At 48.5% G+C, this 14,885-nt stretch carries 14 protein-coding genes, 1 tRNA gene and 2 pseudogenes; 6 read left to right on the forward strand and 11 right to left on the reverse strand.

All coding sequences use genetic code 11. The annotated features are described in order from the left end of the window. Positions 1-95 precede the first annotated feature (95 nt). On the forward strand, positions 96-971 hold the full coding sequence (locus A9B99_RS11275; RefSeq protein ID WP_064597528.1) for a LysR family transcriptional regulator: 876 nt from the start codon (positions 96-98) through the stop codon (positions 969-971). 202 nt (positions 972-1,173) lie between these two features. After that, positions 1,174-1,433, forward strand: a pseudogene (locus A9B99_RS11280) (NADP-dependent oxidoreductase); the annotation flags it as partial. Positions 1,434-1,719: 286 nt separating this feature from the next. On the opposite strand, the gene A9B99_RS11285 reads toward A9B99_RS11280, so the two are convergent. Beyond that, positions 1,720-2,121, reverse strand: coding sequence for a winged helix-turn-helix transcriptional regulator (locus A9B99_RS11285; protein WP_064597532.1), 402 nt, complete (start codon positions 2,119-2,121; stop codon positions 1,720-1,722). A 99-nt stretch (positions 2,122-2,220) separates the two neighbouring features. Here A9B99_RS11285 and A9B99_RS11290 point away from each other — a divergent pair, with 99 nt between their 5' ends. Beyond that, positions 2,221-2,952: an SDR family NAD(P)-dependent oxidoreductase gene (locus A9B99_RS11290; protein ID WP_064597534.1), complete on the forward strand. Its 732-nt coding sequence runs from the start codon at positions 2,221-2,223 to the stop codon at positions 2,950-2,952. A gap of 71 nt (positions 2,953-3,023) precedes the next feature. Here the strand turns inward: A9B99_RS11290 and A9B99_RS11295 are convergent. From A9B99_RS11295 to A9B99_RS11325, 7 genes and pseudogenes are all read right to left on the reverse strand, one after another. Next, positions 3,024-3,263 (reverse strand): annotated as a pseudogene (locus A9B99_RS11295) (primase-like DNA-binding domain-containing protein); the annotation flags it as partial. Between the two features lie 472 nt (positions 3,264-3,735). Continuing rightward, a complete protein-coding gene (locus tag A9B99_RS11300) occupies positions 3,736-5,058 on the reverse strand; it encodes a hypothetical protein (RefSeq protein WP_064597538.1) in 1,323 nt (440 codons plus the stop codon). Between the two features lie 478 nt (positions 5,059-5,536). Further along, positions 5,537-7,867 (reverse strand): primase-like DNA-binding domain-containing protein, encoded by a 2,331-nt coding sequence (locus A9B99_RS11305; protein ID WP_064597540.1) that lies wholly within the window; start codon positions 7,865-7,867, stop codon positions 5,537-5,539. 14 nt (positions 7,868-7,881) lie between these two features. Further along, positions 7,882-8,202: a DUF5375 domain-containing protein gene (locus A9B99_RS11310; RefSeq protein ID WP_036116722.1), complete on the reverse strand. Its 321-nt coding sequence runs from the start codon at positions 8,200-8,202 to the stop codon at positions 7,882-7,884. Further along, positions 8,199-8,423 (reverse strand): hypothetical protein, encoded by a 225-nt coding sequence (locus A9B99_RS11315; RefSeq protein WP_264193584.1) that lies wholly within the window; start codon positions 8,421-8,423, stop codon positions 8,199-8,201. Before A9B99_RS11315 ends, A9B99_RS11310 begins: the two co-directional genes overlap by 4 nt. Before the next feature lie 5 nt (positions 8,424-8,428). Further along, positions 8,429-8,977 (reverse strand): host cell division inhibitor Icd-like protein, encoded by a 549-nt coding sequence (locus A9B99_RS11320; RefSeq protein WP_064597543.1) that lies wholly within the window; start codon positions 8,975-8,977, stop codon positions 8,429-8,431. Beyond that, the gene (locus A9B99_RS11325; RefSeq protein ID WP_064597545.1) at positions 8,974-9,240 is read right to left on the reverse strand and encodes a helix-turn-helix transcriptional regulator; all 267 of its coding nucleotides are present in this window, start codon (positions 9,238-9,240) and stop codon (positions 8,974-8,976) included. Before A9B99_RS11325 ends, A9B99_RS11320 begins: the two co-directional genes overlap by 4 nt. Positions 9,241-9,800: 560 nt before the next feature. Here A9B99_RS11325 and A9B99_RS11330 point away from each other — a divergent pair. Genes A9B99_RS11330 through A9B99_RS11340 form a run of 3 tightly spaced genes read left to right on the forward strand, consistent with a single transcriptional unit; the run spans position 9,801 to position 11,359 of the window. Next, entirely contained in the window at positions 9,801-10,535 is a 735-nt protein-coding gene (locus A9B99_RS11330) for a hypothetical protein (RefSeq protein WP_064597547.1), read from the forward strand. Then, positions 10,532-10,777 (forward strand): ogr/Delta-like zinc finger family protein, encoded by a 246-nt coding sequence (locus tag A9B99_RS11335; protein ID WP_064597549.1) that lies wholly within the window; start codon positions 10,532-10,534, stop codon positions 10,775-10,777. Before A9B99_RS11330 ends, A9B99_RS11335 begins: the two co-directional genes overlap by 4 nt. A 15-nt stretch (positions 10,778-10,792) precedes the next feature. After that, positions 10,793-11,359: a phage polarity suppression protein gene (locus A9B99_RS11340; protein ID WP_064597550.1), complete on the forward strand. Its 567-nt coding sequence runs from the start codon at positions 10,793-10,795 to the stop codon at positions 11,357-11,359. Between the two features lie 329 nt (positions 11,360-11,688). Here A9B99_RS11340 and A9B99_RS11345 read toward each other — a convergent pair whose 3' ends face one another. From A9B99_RS11345 to A9B99_RS23840, 3 genes are all read right to left on the reverse strand, one after another. Then, positions 11,689-13,428, reverse strand: a complete 1,740-nt coding sequence (locus tag A9B99_RS11345) for an ATP-binding protein (RefSeq protein WP_064597552.1) — start codon at positions 13,426-13,428, stop codon at positions 11,689-11,691. 13 nt (positions 13,429-13,441) lie between these two features. Then, on the reverse strand, positions 13,442-14,623 hold the full coding sequence (locus tag A9B99_RS11350; protein WP_064597554.1) for a tyrosine-type recombinase/integrase: 1,182 nt from the start codon (positions 14,621-14,623) through the stop codon (positions 13,442-13,444). 162 nt (positions 14,624-14,785) lie between these two features. Beyond that, positions 14,786-14,880: transfer RNA gene (locus A9B99_RS23840), tRNA-Sec, on the reverse strand. Positions 14,881-14,885 lie beyond the last annotated feature (5 nt).

Here is a 14,885-nt window from a genome sequence, read left to right on the forward strand (position 1 = left end):
TGATGTTTGGTTGGTGTAAACAAACAGTATCGCGATCCATTTTCGCTTTGAAGATGCTATTTTTTAGATAGTTCGTTCCATAAATGAGACACTTCATGGATATTAATGCCCTTAAAGATTTCCACCTCATCGCGGCTTCTGGCGGCATCGGCGCGGCCAGTCGCGCCAGCGGAAAACCCAAAGCAACCCTTTCACGCAGGCTGACGGACCTTGAAGAGGCACTCGGTGTGCGTCTTATTGAGCGCGGCGGGCAGAGATTGCACATCACTGAGGCCGGTGAACGCCTTTTGTCACATACCGTTGGTGCTATACGTGACATTGATGAAGCGGTCGAATCTGCACGGGAAGCGTCGGCAAGTCCCTCCGGATGGCTGCGTATTGCGGCCCCGCTGCTATTTTCACAACTGGCTCTTGGGCAGCTTTTGGCTGCGTTTCGCCGTCGTTATCCGCGCATTCATGTTGAAGTGATTTCTGAAAACCGGATGAGTGACTTAGTGGATGAGCATTTTGATGTCGCGATCCGCATTAATCCGCATAAAAACAGTACGCTGGTTGGCAGACAGTTTGCCAGAGACAAACTGGCGCTGGTGGCGGTTCCCACGCTTGAGATGCCGCCTGGCGATGCACAAAACGCGCCTGAGATCCCGGCGATCGTGATGTCAACTTATTCGGATGGAGAGGTCTGGACTGTTCAGGGCGGGAAGCTTCATTTCGCGCCGCAACCGGTGATGCGCCTCTCTTCCCTTCTGACCGTGCGGGATGCCACCCTGGCGGGTGCCGGCGCGGCGATGCTTCCGCAATCTATTGTCAGCCAACAGTTGGAAAAAGGTGAGCTGGTGTGCTGGGGAGAAGCCGATATATTGACTGAGCTCTGGGTGCTGCATACATCCCGTCGGCTTCAGAGCCCCAAAGTTAAGGCTTTCGTGGAGTTCATCTGCGAGCAATATCCCACCGGCTGGTTCGCTGTCTGAACTGGTCTAAACGGGTATTACCGGGAGGTATATATCTGTTAAGCAAAAGATTTAGCGCAGCACAGTGATGACATTATTCTTGATTGCCCAACTACGAGCGAGTTCTCACGCTGTATTGTGCTGGTGGTCTGGCGTCTGGCGTTTGGTAAGAGAGTGTTATTCTGCGTAGAAAACCACCAACACGATGTGAGGTTCCTTTGTGGTGGGCGCGGAAGCCAGCGGCATTGTTGATGAAATTGGCGATAGCGTTTCTGGCGTTGTGGCATTTGGTTTTGGCGATGGTACCGTCTCTGAGAAAGCCATCTTCAAAAACTGGGCAGCCAAACCCGCTGCAGTATTTTTTGAGGTAGCAGCAGGCTTGCCCGTGATTGTTGATACGGCCAGCCGTGCACTTAATGAAGTAAATATTGAAAGGGACAGACGCAGTTGGTTAGCGGGGCGGCAGGTGGTGGAGAAACGGCGCCTGCGCGGCATTACCGTTATTGCTCCATATGGATATCAGCCAGGGAGCACAGACGGTTCTATCCATTCATCCTGGCTGGGCGGAGACAGCGATGGGCAAGCTGGATGGTACAGTGGATGAGGCGATTGATGTAAAAAGCAGCATCGACGGCATGATCAGTGTGATTGAGCAACACCGAAACGCCAGAAGCCACCTCTTCCTCGATTACGAGAACAACAGTTGGCCCCGGGAATAAACACCTGGGGTTAGCCTGTTCGCTGTAATTCAGAGGATCAGGCGGATTGCTCAGGCATCAACCTGACTCTCGCGTTTATTTTCATCCGCATGAGCTCGATCGTATTCAGCCTGAGCTAATGCAATGGCCGGACCAAACGCCTGTGCCCAATTCGCCAGCGCAATAAAAGGCTGCTGCAGTGACTGCGCCAGCGGCGTAATGGTGTATTCCACACTCACCGGGTATGTGGACAGAACCTGACGATTAATTAAACCGTTTCGCTCCAGCCGTTTCAGCGCATCGGCCAGCGCCTTGTGGGTAATTCCGTCCAGACGTCGGCGAAGTTCATTGAACCGGCAAGGTTCCGTACACAGTACGGTCAGAATTAATATCGACCATTTATTGGTGATGTGTTCTAACACCAGACGAGTATTTTTCTGGTCTATCAGGCAGTTATCATGGTTTTCTTGCATGGCGATATAGTCACTTATATTTGGTATAGCGAAAGTGCGTAATTGATATTAAGTATAAAATTTATATCATCTGTTTTCGACCTCAATCGGAGAAATCAGATGGGTAAAATAGAGAAAAAAGTCGCTGTGGTACTTGGTGGTGCGAAAGGAATTGGGCTGGCGATCAGTCAGCGTTTAGCCGCTGAGGGGGCCGTCACCTGGTTCACTTCCCGACGGGAAGAAGAACTTGAGACAGCCAAAAGCAAAATATCAGGAACCGCGATGCCGCTGCAGGCTGATGTCAGTCAGAAGAACGAACTGAGCCGTATCATGCAGACGGTATCAGAAAAATCAGGCCAGATAGATATCCTTATAATCAATGCGGGAATATCGGAATACGCCCCGCTTGAAGAGGTAAGTGAACAACATTTTGACCAGACGTTTGGCCTGAATGTTCGCTCCCCCGTCTTTGCCCTGCAGGCAGCATTGCCTTTGATGAAACCCGGCAGCAGTGTCGTTCTCATCGGTTCTATTGCTGATGTTCTCGGCACACATGGTTATGGCGTCTACTCGGCCAGCAAAGCCGCGCTGCGCTCTTTTGCCCGCACCTGGACATGTGAGCTTGCGGCGCGCGGTATCCGCGTTAACGTTGTCGCGCCCGGTCCTGTCGACACTGAAATGATGGCGGCAACGTCTGATGAAGTGCGTAAAAGCTTAACCAGCGCAATACCACTCGGCAGAATGGGCCAACCTGAAGAAGTTGCAAACGCCGCATTTTTCCTCGCAAGTGACGAGAGTTGTTACATTGCAGGTGCAGAGATTTGCGTTGATGGAGGCATGACGCAGGTTTAAGTGTGTATACGACGGCCATCCGAGGATGGCCGCTCAGAGTAAAAAGACCGGCATCAGCCGGTCAGGGTGGTTTATTTCGCGGCGGGTTCGTCGCATTTCGGCAGCCAGTCGGCGTTGCTTTCCTCTTTCAGTGTGAGGTTGGTCTGCATGCCCTGATTTGTCCGCCGTTTGTCGTAATTCAGGCCGTACTCTTTCAGCATGGTCGCGAATATGGTCAGGCTGAAGGTGTTATTGTAGCTGTGCGCCTCCATTTACCTCAGACAGGCGTAATAAAGGTACAGGCGCGGCTGACGCAGGACAATGTAAGCATTCCGGTAAAACAAAATACGCATTAACCGCGAATTCTGGCAGATGCCTCTGGACTAAACGGAGCAAAGATGTGATGAATAGACTGAAGAATAATGATTTTAAAACCACCGTGGATGGCTTCGGAAGACAGATGGCGGAAGATCACAGGAGTGCTGTAATCATAATAAGTAATTGTATTTATTGATATTTATTTGTGATGCTTTTCTTTTTTATACATATGTTTATACACATTTTCTTGACCGACAAACTCTCTATAGGTAAGCGGCAGTGATCGAACTTATCTAAAAAACTTTTTTTTGGAAAAACTGTTCACACTGTTCACTATGCAATTTTATGTTTAACATTCATATTGTTATGTGGTGAATGGTTGGTGAACAGTAAATACTTTACTGTTCACCCCTACTAGCCTGATCTGAGCAATAGTGGACATTAACGCCGAGTTTTGAAGAAAATTTGTCCAACAAAAGCACTTTATTAAATGCTTGAGATCAGAAATTTGATATCAAGCCCATTATAGTTATGGTTTGGCCAGTACTGTACAGTCAGTGTAATTGTTTTATTCCCAACTTTCTCGGAATGTGGGTTACAATCTAAAATGGCGCTTTTTATCTCTTGGGATAAAGGTAGATTTAAGCTTGAGATACTTAAAATTTCGGCTATGACCTCTAACTTTTCGCATGCATCGCGGGTTCTGGAAGAATCATTCACGTTCACAATGAGCTTTAGTACTTTTGCAGTGTCTTCAGAACCTTCAACATAATAAGCGATATTATCCGGGATGATACCATCGTTAAGTTCCTTCATTGGAGATGACGCAAACCATTCATCTTCGATAAATCTATTATAGAATCCAGTGCTCAACCCTTCGTTTACAAGAAATTCTTTGGCTTTATAAGGACTCCAGCCTTGTTCTATTGGCACTTCCTTTTGATTTTTCTCGGAATGTTTTGATTTAAAAATATATTTAAATGTATCAATAATATCCGAGTATGATTTTATGTCTGTTTTGGCAACTTGGAATGACCACCGTTCTAGCAGGCTAAGCCGAACATTAAAAAATATCAGTGCAAAGAATTTAGCTACACATCTATGAAACCTATTCTTTATTGAGAACCTAAGCATAACAAAGACCCTCTCATATGTTGAATAAACCAACATGAAAAAAATGAATGGCAGGTAAACAAGAGTTAGCAATGGGGGGGTTAAGAAATCATATGCAGTTTTCTCTTTCCCGAACTCACCAAAATCGGTCATTAACATGTACAAAGTGTAAATGATTAATATTACTCCAAATAAAGCTAGGCAATATTCTAGGAGATACTGAACCTGATGATACTTTCTATCGGTTTTAGCAATAGATAGCATAACTCCTAATAATACCAAAACAGGCACGAGAAGAATTTCGATCCAAAGAGAAAAGGTATATACGCTAACAACAAATTGAAGAGTTGCTAGTAATTTTAAGTTATCTAAAACCGAGTGTCTGAAAAAAGAGTGATCTTTTTTAATTTTCTCTATATTCAATAAGGATATAAAGCCAACAGAAACACACCAAAATAAAGTATTTTTTATTTGATCAAAATTCCATAATTTCCACTCAGAAAGCCAGTAAATAACAATTGCCATATAGGCAACCATTAGGAAAATGATAGTCATTATTTTTCTAACAAATAAAGCTGCTAGAACGTCTTTGGTAGCGTTTTTAAGTTCGACCATTTTCGGGGAGGAAAAAATGTAAACAGAAGCTGCTAAAATCCATAATGCAATTGCAATTTCTCGATTATTTAGAATATCCACGAAATTCCTTTATCATTTGACAGTTAGTTTAAGTTACGCAACGGCATCAAATGCACTACTCAATTTTTTCAATAGGATATTTCAGCGCCATTCTGAAGCAACTAGATCGTTTCCGGTTCTTTCCATATCCATATTGCCCAAGAGTCCCGTGATGATTCCTGCTCATCTGTATGGCTATGCATGGAAGTAACTTTCTGACATTTATAATAAAATATTAAAGCTGACACAGAATGCCAATCATAAATTCAACATGCATTAGTTCTCAAGGGTAGTCATCATATCCTAGCACTAAGCGGTCTGATATGTTTTGAAGACAAAAGTTTTTTCTGGAAAAACTGTTCACAGTGTTCACTCTGCATTTTTCTTCATTATATTCATGGTGTTATGTGGTGAACACCTGGTGAACAGTGAACACTTTACTGTTCACTCTGGCTGATTTTCAGGTAAAAAAAGACCGGCATCAGCCGGTCAGGGTAGTTTATTTCGCGGTGAGTTTGTCGCACTTCGGCAGCCAGTCGGCGTTGCTTTCCTCTTTCAGTGTGAGGTTGGTCTGCATGCCCTGATTTGTCCGCCGTTTGTCGTAATTCAGGCCGTACTCTTTCAGCATGGACGACAGCCCTTTACCGAACATGGTCAGGCTGAGGGTGTTTTTGTAGCCATGCGCCTCCATGTACACCAGATAGGCGTGATAAAGGTACAGGCGCGGCTGACGCGGGATAATGTTGGCGTTCCCCATATACATCCCGTCAGCGTCCGGCAGGGCTTCCAGATAGCCACAAAAATCAAAGGCCGGGTCAGCATCGCGCTTGATACTCAGTGCCTCGTCGGAGTTCTGCTGTGCCTGGAGTAACGTGCGGGCGCTCATCGGGTCGCTGAACTTCTGCATCAACTGGCGCACGATAACGGCCAGCTCACGGGCGATTTTGTCCTTAAGCTGCGGGTCACGGTCTTCCGGCGCAATCTGTTCCGGGAAATGGATTATCACCCGGCGGCGGGAAACGCCGCCGCTGCGGTCAGTGAAGCGCATCGGGTTGTTGTTCACCGCCAGAATCACTGCCGGAATATGCGTCGAGTACGGGTTCTGGTATTTCGGGTCAACGGACACCGCATCGCCGCCGGTAATGGCCTTGAGCCCGGCACCGTCACCGCTCCATTTTTCCTGGTCAGGTAAGCGAATCAGCGAGAACCCCGTCAGGGATGCACGTTTGCGCGGGTCTTCCAGTGTGTCAATGTCGGCCGAGGTGGCGTTATCCGCCCCGGCGAGCATCGTGGCAATTTCAGTCATAATACTTTTTCCGCTGCCACCGGGGCCGGTGACTTCGAGAAAGAGCTGCCAGTCGTAGCGGTTCGCCAGCACCATAAACAGCGCAGCCAGTATCACGTCACGTTTTTCCAGGCGGCCACCGGCGGCACGGTCGAGCCAGTGCCAGAAGTTCGGCGCATGGGTTTCCAGTGTTTCCCCTGCCACCGGCGCGGTGAAATCAACATCACACAGGGTGCGCAGCCAGTGCGATTTGTGGTGCGGGCTGAACAGGCCGGTGCCGGTATCGAGCACACCGTTACGAAAACCAATCAGGCGCCGTGAGGGTGCGCTCTGCTGCGGAATAATCAGTTTCAGGGTGTCCACCACCGCGTTAATGGCGGCCGACGAGAACGGCGCGCGCAGACGCTGAAACAGCCCGGCCACGTCACGGGCAAAATCCAGCGGCGGAATGATTTTCCAGATACCGTTTTCATAGCGGGACAGGAGCTGGCCGCCGGTGTCGACCGCCAGTGCCTCGCCGTAATGCTCATGCACCCGCGCCGCCTTTTCACTGGCTCTCATGGCAGTAAATTCCGCCTCGCTCATGGTGTCGAACGGGCTCTGTGCCGGTGGCCGCAGGGCGTCGTAAATGGCCTGACGCGTGGTGTCTTCGCCGTGCTGTATAAATGCATCATTCCAGTCACCGAACACCGGCGGCAGGGCGACCGTCCCTTCACAGGTTTTTGCGGCTGCTGCGGCTTTGCCCTGACCGTCACCGTTAAGGTCGCGGTCGGCAGCGAAAACAATCTGGCAGGCCGGGTGTTTCTGCCGGACAAGGCTCGCCAGGGAAAGAAGGTTCACGGACGACAGCGCCACCATGACGGTTTCCCCGGTCAGGTGATGCACGGTCAGTGCCGTGGCATACCCTTCGGCAATCCACAGGCGTTTCCCGGCCTGTTTCTGGCCGTTGAAGGTATGGCAAGCCCCTTTCACCTGGCCGCCTTTCAGCGTGCGTTTCTGGCCGTCTGCGCCGATAAGCTGGACATTCACCAGTGCGCCGGTGTCGTCATACAGTGGCACCACCACATCACCGGCGCAGTACGACACGCCACCGGCTTTGTGTGCACCTGTCAGCACGGCACATTCATAATCCGGGAAGCCCTTGCCGGTCAGGTAGGCGTTGCCGGTAGCCGTGCGGGTTTTCTCCATGAGCTTTACGGCCAGCGCGGCCGCTGCTTTTCGGTCAGCTTCTGTTGTGGCAGTCATTTCCGGGGCAACCGGCGGCAGATTACCGGTCACGGCATTCACCTTCCCGGCAGCCTCTGCCGCTGACACCCCGAACACCCTTTCAACCAGTGTCAGGCCGTCACCCGCGCCGCACCGGTTGCAGTACCATGTGCCGCGCCCCTCCAGGTCATCAAAGCGGAACCGGTCACTGTGCGCATCGCCACCACAAATCGGGCAGGCCTGATGGCGGTTTTTCAGCACCTTCACACCCAGCGCCGGGAGAATGCGCGGCCAGTGGCCGCGAGCCCGTTCTACGGACTCCGTTACGTTCATGTTCATGGTTATTGTCTCCCTCAGTGCAGTACCGGTGCGGTGATATGGCGGGCGCAGAGTTCATCCATCACGGCCAGCCCGAGAAAGGACAGCGACGGGGCGGCTTTCAGGGGGCCGGCTTCCATTAAATCTTCCAGTAAGGCACAGGCAATCTGGCGGCCTTTCTCCTCGCCGTGCTGGCGCAGGTAGAAGCCCTCCAGCTCGGCGGCAATGGCACTTTCCAGCGTGTCGAGGGTGAGCGTCGGGTAACGGTGCTGGCGTTCGCACAGGGTCAGCCAGGCACAGGCCACCGCACGGCGGTACAGTGCGGCACGTAATACGGGCGGCAAGGGGTGTTTCATGCGCGAACCTCCTCAGTGAGCCAGCGCTCATTACAGCGCTCGACCATATCGTCCAGCCGGGCGGTCATCAGGTGAATGACAGAGGTGAGCTGTGCCTGCTGCGCCGGGTCAGGCCGGGAAGATGCGCAGTCCTGCGCCTGCATGAGTTCGCCGATAAGCAGGCCAACGTTACGCAGGTGTTCCAGGTGCCGGAGGTCAGCGAGGGAAATGGTCAGGGTCAGTTCTTTCACGCACACACCTCCGCCACCGGCAAACGCCCGGCGAAGGCGAGAATGTAATCACGGACAAGGGAAAGGCGTGCGGCGCGTTCGTCACCAGCCACGGTGCGGAGCATACAGATACGGAAGTGACGGTCTGCACGGCGAACGGCGGCAAACACAAAAACAAACTGCGGGTGTGACAGGGTGAGGGTCGTAGCCATAAGGGCAACCTCCTTGAAGTAGCGGTAAACGCCACCACCGGAGTTCTCACGCTCTGGTGGTAGCCCAGACGGGGGTGAGAAACCGGCCTTCAAGGGAACCGGCCAGCCCGAAGGCTGCCCCGCCTGAGCCACCATTACGCAGATACAGCAACGGCTTAAGAACCGGTGCGTAAACAACAGGTGCACATAGGCATAGACACAAAAAAAGACGCATGGCGCGTCTGGTGTCGCCTTGAAGTAACTCGGGTTCTCACGCCCGGCTGTCGATTTTGCGACAGCGGGAAAACTATACCTGGGAATGACGGCAGGACGCAAGCCAGAAAAAGGGGCTTTTTGCAAAACAGTCTGTCTCATGCAATATATCCCCGGTCACGTTCCGCGATACGGTCAGCCATCCACCGGGTAATTTCGGAGTGTGCCCACGCCACATTTTTACCGCCGAGGGTCACCTGTTTCGGGAAAGCCTCCCGGCTGATGAGGTCGTAAATGGTCGAGCGGGAAAGCCCGCACAAATGCATCACTTCGGGCAGGCGGATAAAGCGTTCCTGAACGGCATCAGATACCGGCATCATTGGCGCGGCTGGGGCAGAAGGCGGGGAAGGAAAAGCAGTGTGCATCGGGCTACCTCATAAAATCCATACGGTGCCAGACGTGTCTGTCCGGCTTCGGGTAGCGCTCTATTTTCAGCATAAAACCGCGTATTGCAACAAGGGGGAGTAATGCCAGTTCTCATACATTACTGTCTATAAATCAACCAGTAATGAAATAAAGTGCATTGTAGTGCATCCTCACCCTTCCTCGCTCATTCTGCGAAAGTAAAGAACACTTATAACTATTGATTGCTTTGTGATTAATAGATATTAACAGGGAAAATTAAAGTTACAGAGAGACACCAGTGATAAAAGGCGGGTGAACAGTAGTGAACACCCTGTGAACACTTATTTCTCAACTGTTCACCTCTTATCTTACTGTATTAATTATATTTTTATTCAGAGTGAACAGTAGTGAACAGTTTTTATTATAAAAATAACCAGTGATAAGGGTTTCCTGCGACCTTTTCCTGGCAAGCCGGGTTTTGAGGTCTGTTTGTGTCATTTTTGCCACAACGGCAATGTGTCGTGTTGTTGTGTGTGACACGGCAGAATCTCCTCATCTTGAAACACTGAGGAGCCCGAACATGACCAAACCCCGTATGCCTGATTACCTGAAACCGGCACTGACACAACTGGACAGCGCCAGAGCCGCCCATCTTGAAAACGCCCGCCGGATGGATGACATCACCACCGCCATCAGCCGGGCAGCAGAGCAGAAAACCGCACTGGAGCAGGAAAACGACGGTGACACCGGCGCATGGCGCAGTGCCTTTCGTGCCGGTGGTGCCATCCTGACCGATGAACTGAAACAGCGGCATATTGAGCAGGTGACACGCCGGACGCTGGCGCAGGAATGCGAGAACCTCTCTGAAGTGCTGGCATTTGAGCGCGACCACCTGCGGGCGGCCTGTGACGGCACGGCCAGAGCCTGGCGGCAGGCACATCACCATGTCCTGAGTCAGTATGCAGAACATGAGCTGGATGCCGCATTACGCGAAACCTGCGGGGCGCTTGTCCGGGCGATGAAATTAAGCGTACTGGTACGGGAAAATCCCCTTGCCAACACCACCGGCCATCAGGGTTATACCGAACCGGAACAGGCGGTGATGCAGCAGGTGAAAAACTGGCTTGAGCAGTCGGTGAAAAACTGCAACATCCGTCTGACAGATGAACCGGTGTTGTACAAAACCGGGCTGTCGGCGGCCACACTGCCGCATATGGAACACGGTGTGGCTGCCACGCCCGTTCAGCGTCAGGTCTGGCAGGCGAAAATGCGCCAGCGTGAGTCTGACCTGAAAGCGCGGGGGTTACTGTCATGATGTGCTGCCCGTTCTGCCGTCAGGCTGCCCATGTGCGCACCAGCCGCTATATGTCGGAAAACGTCAAGGAGCGTTATCACCAGTGCCAGAATCTGGAGTGCTCGGCCACCTTCAAAACCCATGAGTCCATTTTTGAAGTGATTCGCTCACCGGTTGCGGAAGAAAAGCCCGCCCCGGTGCCGCCAGCACCCACAGCCACCGGCAGGGTTAAAGGCTGTTACCGCTCCCCCTTTCGCCACTGACCAGGAGAAACCCCGGTGACCACCATCACATTGCAGCAGGCCGCAGCGGCCTGCCAGACCAACAAAGCCGCCTGGCTGAACCGTAAATCAGAGCTGGCCGCGGCAGAACAGGAATACCGAGAACAGCTTCTGGCCGCTGATGACCCCATTCCGGCCAGAATGCAGGAACTGCGCGACATCACTGACATCAAAAAATGGGAAGTGAATCAGGCCGCCGGTCGCTATATCCGCTCACACGAAGAAGTGCAGCGCATCAGCATCCGTACCGGGCTGAATGACTTCATGCAGCAGAACGGCGCAGCACTGGCCGCGATTCTTGCCCCGGAACTGATGCACCTGAGCGGGCAGCCTGAGATGGTACGCAAACGCGCCCTCGACCGTTCATCTGATTACCTGCGTGAAGCCCTGTCGGTGTGGCTGGCCGGAGGGCATGACATTACTTATTCAGAACGGGACAGCGAGATTTTAACCGCCGCCGGATACCGGCCGGAAGCACCTTCCCGCGATGACAGCCGCGAGCAATTTACGCCCGCACAGAACATGATTTACACCCGCCGACGTGCCGACATGGCCGCGCAGTAACCTGCGTAAAAAACCGCGAAAATCCCGCCTTTTTCCCCAAAAAAAGCCATGCATGCATAAGGTGCATGGCTTTGCATGCGTTTTATGACTACCTTTAATGCTGTTCCCGCCAGTGCTGGCATGCGCTGAGACCGTTAATGCAGGTGCATTAAAACCGCCCCGGAAAGCGGGCAGGCGAGGCGGGGAAAGCATTGCGCGCTTACTACCTAAATAGCTTCGCACATTGATGCTGCACTTCTCATCGTCTGAGAGTAGCGCTGACGGACTGCCATCGCCTGCAAGTGTAGCGCTATTATGCGAAGCTATTTAGGTATAATTTCAACACGCTGCTATACTTTTTTATTTGCAATGCTATTCTCAAGTTTTAACTTAATTCTCTTTGTGCAATTAATTAGCTCTATAATGGCTCCGCACCGGAAGGAGTGTGTAATTTTTTTTTGGTAAGAGTTTAATTTTGAATAAAGAATATTTAGATAAGGTAACTCACCAGAGAGATAGTCGCAGAGGTTCGAAAAGTTATATAGAGATGATAAATAGTCAGTGAACTTTTGTATATCTCTTACGGACCAAGTTATTTTTATTCCAGAAATTATATTTTCTATTCCTAATGTTTCGATGGGGCTGTATTTGAAATCTGACTGATATATTTTTAAGTCTATAGCCGACCAACCACTGTTATTCATTTGCGTTATTAGTGATTTGATTTTTCTGTCTTTTATTATCGCTTGGTATTTTTTTAGAAAAAAATTATGCAATTCATTATCATCCTCAGCTAAAACATGAAAAGGTATGTCTTCTGATGTATTGTAATTTTCATTGAAATATAAGAGTATTTCATCATCACTAAAACTATTTTTTATTTCATTTATTTTTTTGCTTGTTATTTCCTTTATTTTTGGGATGTATTTCAATTTAGAAAGCCTAAAGTAATTGTTGGTGGAAATAATCCATGTGGATAATTTTTGAATATCTAACCTCAATATGGTTTTTTTGATTTCATCACAGTAATCAGTCTCTGTTATTTCATGTCTTTCTGGTCTGATTAATGAGGGGAAATCATCTTTCTTTATAGTCTTGTCTTTGAATATAAATGGTTTAATATCCTGAGGTGAAGTGCTATTAAAGCAGTATGGAACCATCAGGTCATTATAGGTCGTATATCCTGTTATATTCAGAAGGTCCATTTCTTCTTCACTTATAGTGTCGTCATTATTTTCATCTGAATTGTTAACTAATCTTTTTATAGATGATGCAAAGAAATTCTGCTGGTAATCATCTTCTTTATAAGAGAATTTTTCTTTAAGAATGATATGTGCGCATAGTGATCGTGTGAGAGTTTTAATTTCTGAATCCGTAGAGTTATCAATGGTAATTAATGGCATTAGCTTTGAAATGATTTTGTTTACAGTCCTTAAATTGTTTATTTTAAATTCAGTGATGGATGAGGATATTACTTCCCGATAATGACTCGTTAAAGAATTTAATCTGCTTGTCAATATTTCATCAATGTTATTAAAAGAAAAACTTACTTCATCACTAATGATTTTTTCTTTATGGTCTAAGATAACTTCACTCTGACTAGTAAAATTACCAACTAATATATAATCAAGATTGCTGTTTTCTTGATAACTTTGTAAGCAGTATGTGGAGATTTCATTGCGCAATGAAGTAGATATGCGTTCAAGATCATCAATTATAAATAATCCGACTAAATCTTTAAGGACATAACTTCTCATTGCTCCAGAAAACACGGATATTAACTGGTTTGCTAGTTTTCCACTAGTTTCTTCGTGAGTCAGCGCAGATGTCACATTTCCTGTTATCTCCTGCAACTTTTCTATTTCTTTAGTGGTATCAAGATACGTGACTCTGAGCATCTTATCTTTAAAATCATTCAGCGTAGTTAATCCCAATAATGAAATATAAAATATTGTCTTGGTATCATATAATTCCTTGAATGAATGCTGTAAAAAGTATGTTTTTCCTATTCCCCATTCACCATTTATTAATACTAGTCCATCTCTTCTTTCACTTAAAAGATGAATGAGTGTAGTGATTAATTTATCCAAGATGCACCTTCTATTATGATATGGAATAGAATGAAAAAATGTAATCAGAGTACCATTGCATCATTTGGGAACGCTTATGAATATATTGTGCATGATTATAAGTCCCCCTAATACTGTTCTTATCAACATGCGCCAATTGCATCTCAATCCAGGCACTATCAAACCCTTGCTCATGCAAAATTGTCGACATGGTATGCCTAAATCCGTGACCTGTTGCACGTCCTTTATAGCCCAGTAACTCAATCACCTGTGACACGCTTTCTTTAGATATTGGCTTACTGCGGTTGTTTCTGCCAATAAAAATGTAAGGGTAGTGCCCTGTGATAGGTTTCAGTTGTCTGAACAACTCAATCACCTGAGTAGATAGCGGCACAAGATGAGGCCTACGCATCTTCATCCGTTCTGCCGGTATTTCCCAGACACCTTTATCTAAATCCACTTCGTCCCAGGTAGCAAAACGCATTTCCTGCGTTCTGACACCGGTAAGCATCACAATCTTTGTCGCATTCTTTGTGATAATGCTGCCGGTATAGGCTTCGAGATCCCGAACAAAATGAGGTAATTCTTCGGCAGAAAGGAAAGGATGGTTTTTTTGCTTGGGAACGGCCAGTGCGATAGCTAAATCAGGAGCTGGGTTATATTCAGCCCGGCCAGTAATGATGGCATAGCGAAATACTTCCCCGCATCGTTGGCGTACTTTACGTGTTTTCTCCAGCGCACCACGTTTTTCTATGCGGCGCAGCACCTCCAGTAACTCCAGAGGTTTAATCTCACCAATTGGCCGTTTACCTATGAAGGGGAAAACGTCTTGCTCAAACGTTTTTATAATTTCTTCACGGTAGGCCACTGTCCAGCGGTCGGCTTTAGTTGCATGCCATTCACGGCTTACTGATTCAAATGAGTTTTCTGTTGAGAGTTTCTGTGCAATTTTCTGCTCTTTTTTCTCCTCAACGGGATCAACACCATTTGCGACTTGTTTACGGGCAATCTCTCGTTTCTCACGGGCTTCTGCAAGGCTGACTAACGCATAGCTACCGAAGGACATGAGTCTGGCTTTCCCGGCGAAACGGAAGCGAAAACGCCATCCTTTCGAACCATCCGGTTTGATGAGTATTGATAGTCCTTGCCCGTCGTTCAGTGTGTAGGGTTTGTCTTGTGGTTTTGCGCGTTTGATTTGTATGTCTGAAAGAGCCATGTGTATACGTGAAAAATGTGTATAAAAATTTTATACACATTACTATACATAAATTTCCCGGATTTGGGGAAATCGTCTCGGACTATCTCGGACGTGATACGTGCTAATTCACTTGAAAATAAAGGATTTTTTGGATTTCTGAGGACTTGCCCGGAAGACTGATGGCGGAAGATCACAGGAGTCGAACCTGCCCAGGACCGCTGGCGGCCCCATCTGGATTTGAAGTCCAGCCGCTTCACCGGAAACGACGATCTTCCTGCAT

This window comes from Mangrovibacter phragmitis, from assembly GCF_001655675.1.
Classification (GTDB): Bacteria; Pseudomonadota; Gammaproteobacteria; order Enterobacterales; family Enterobacteriaceae; genus Mangrovibacter; species Mangrovibacter phragmitis.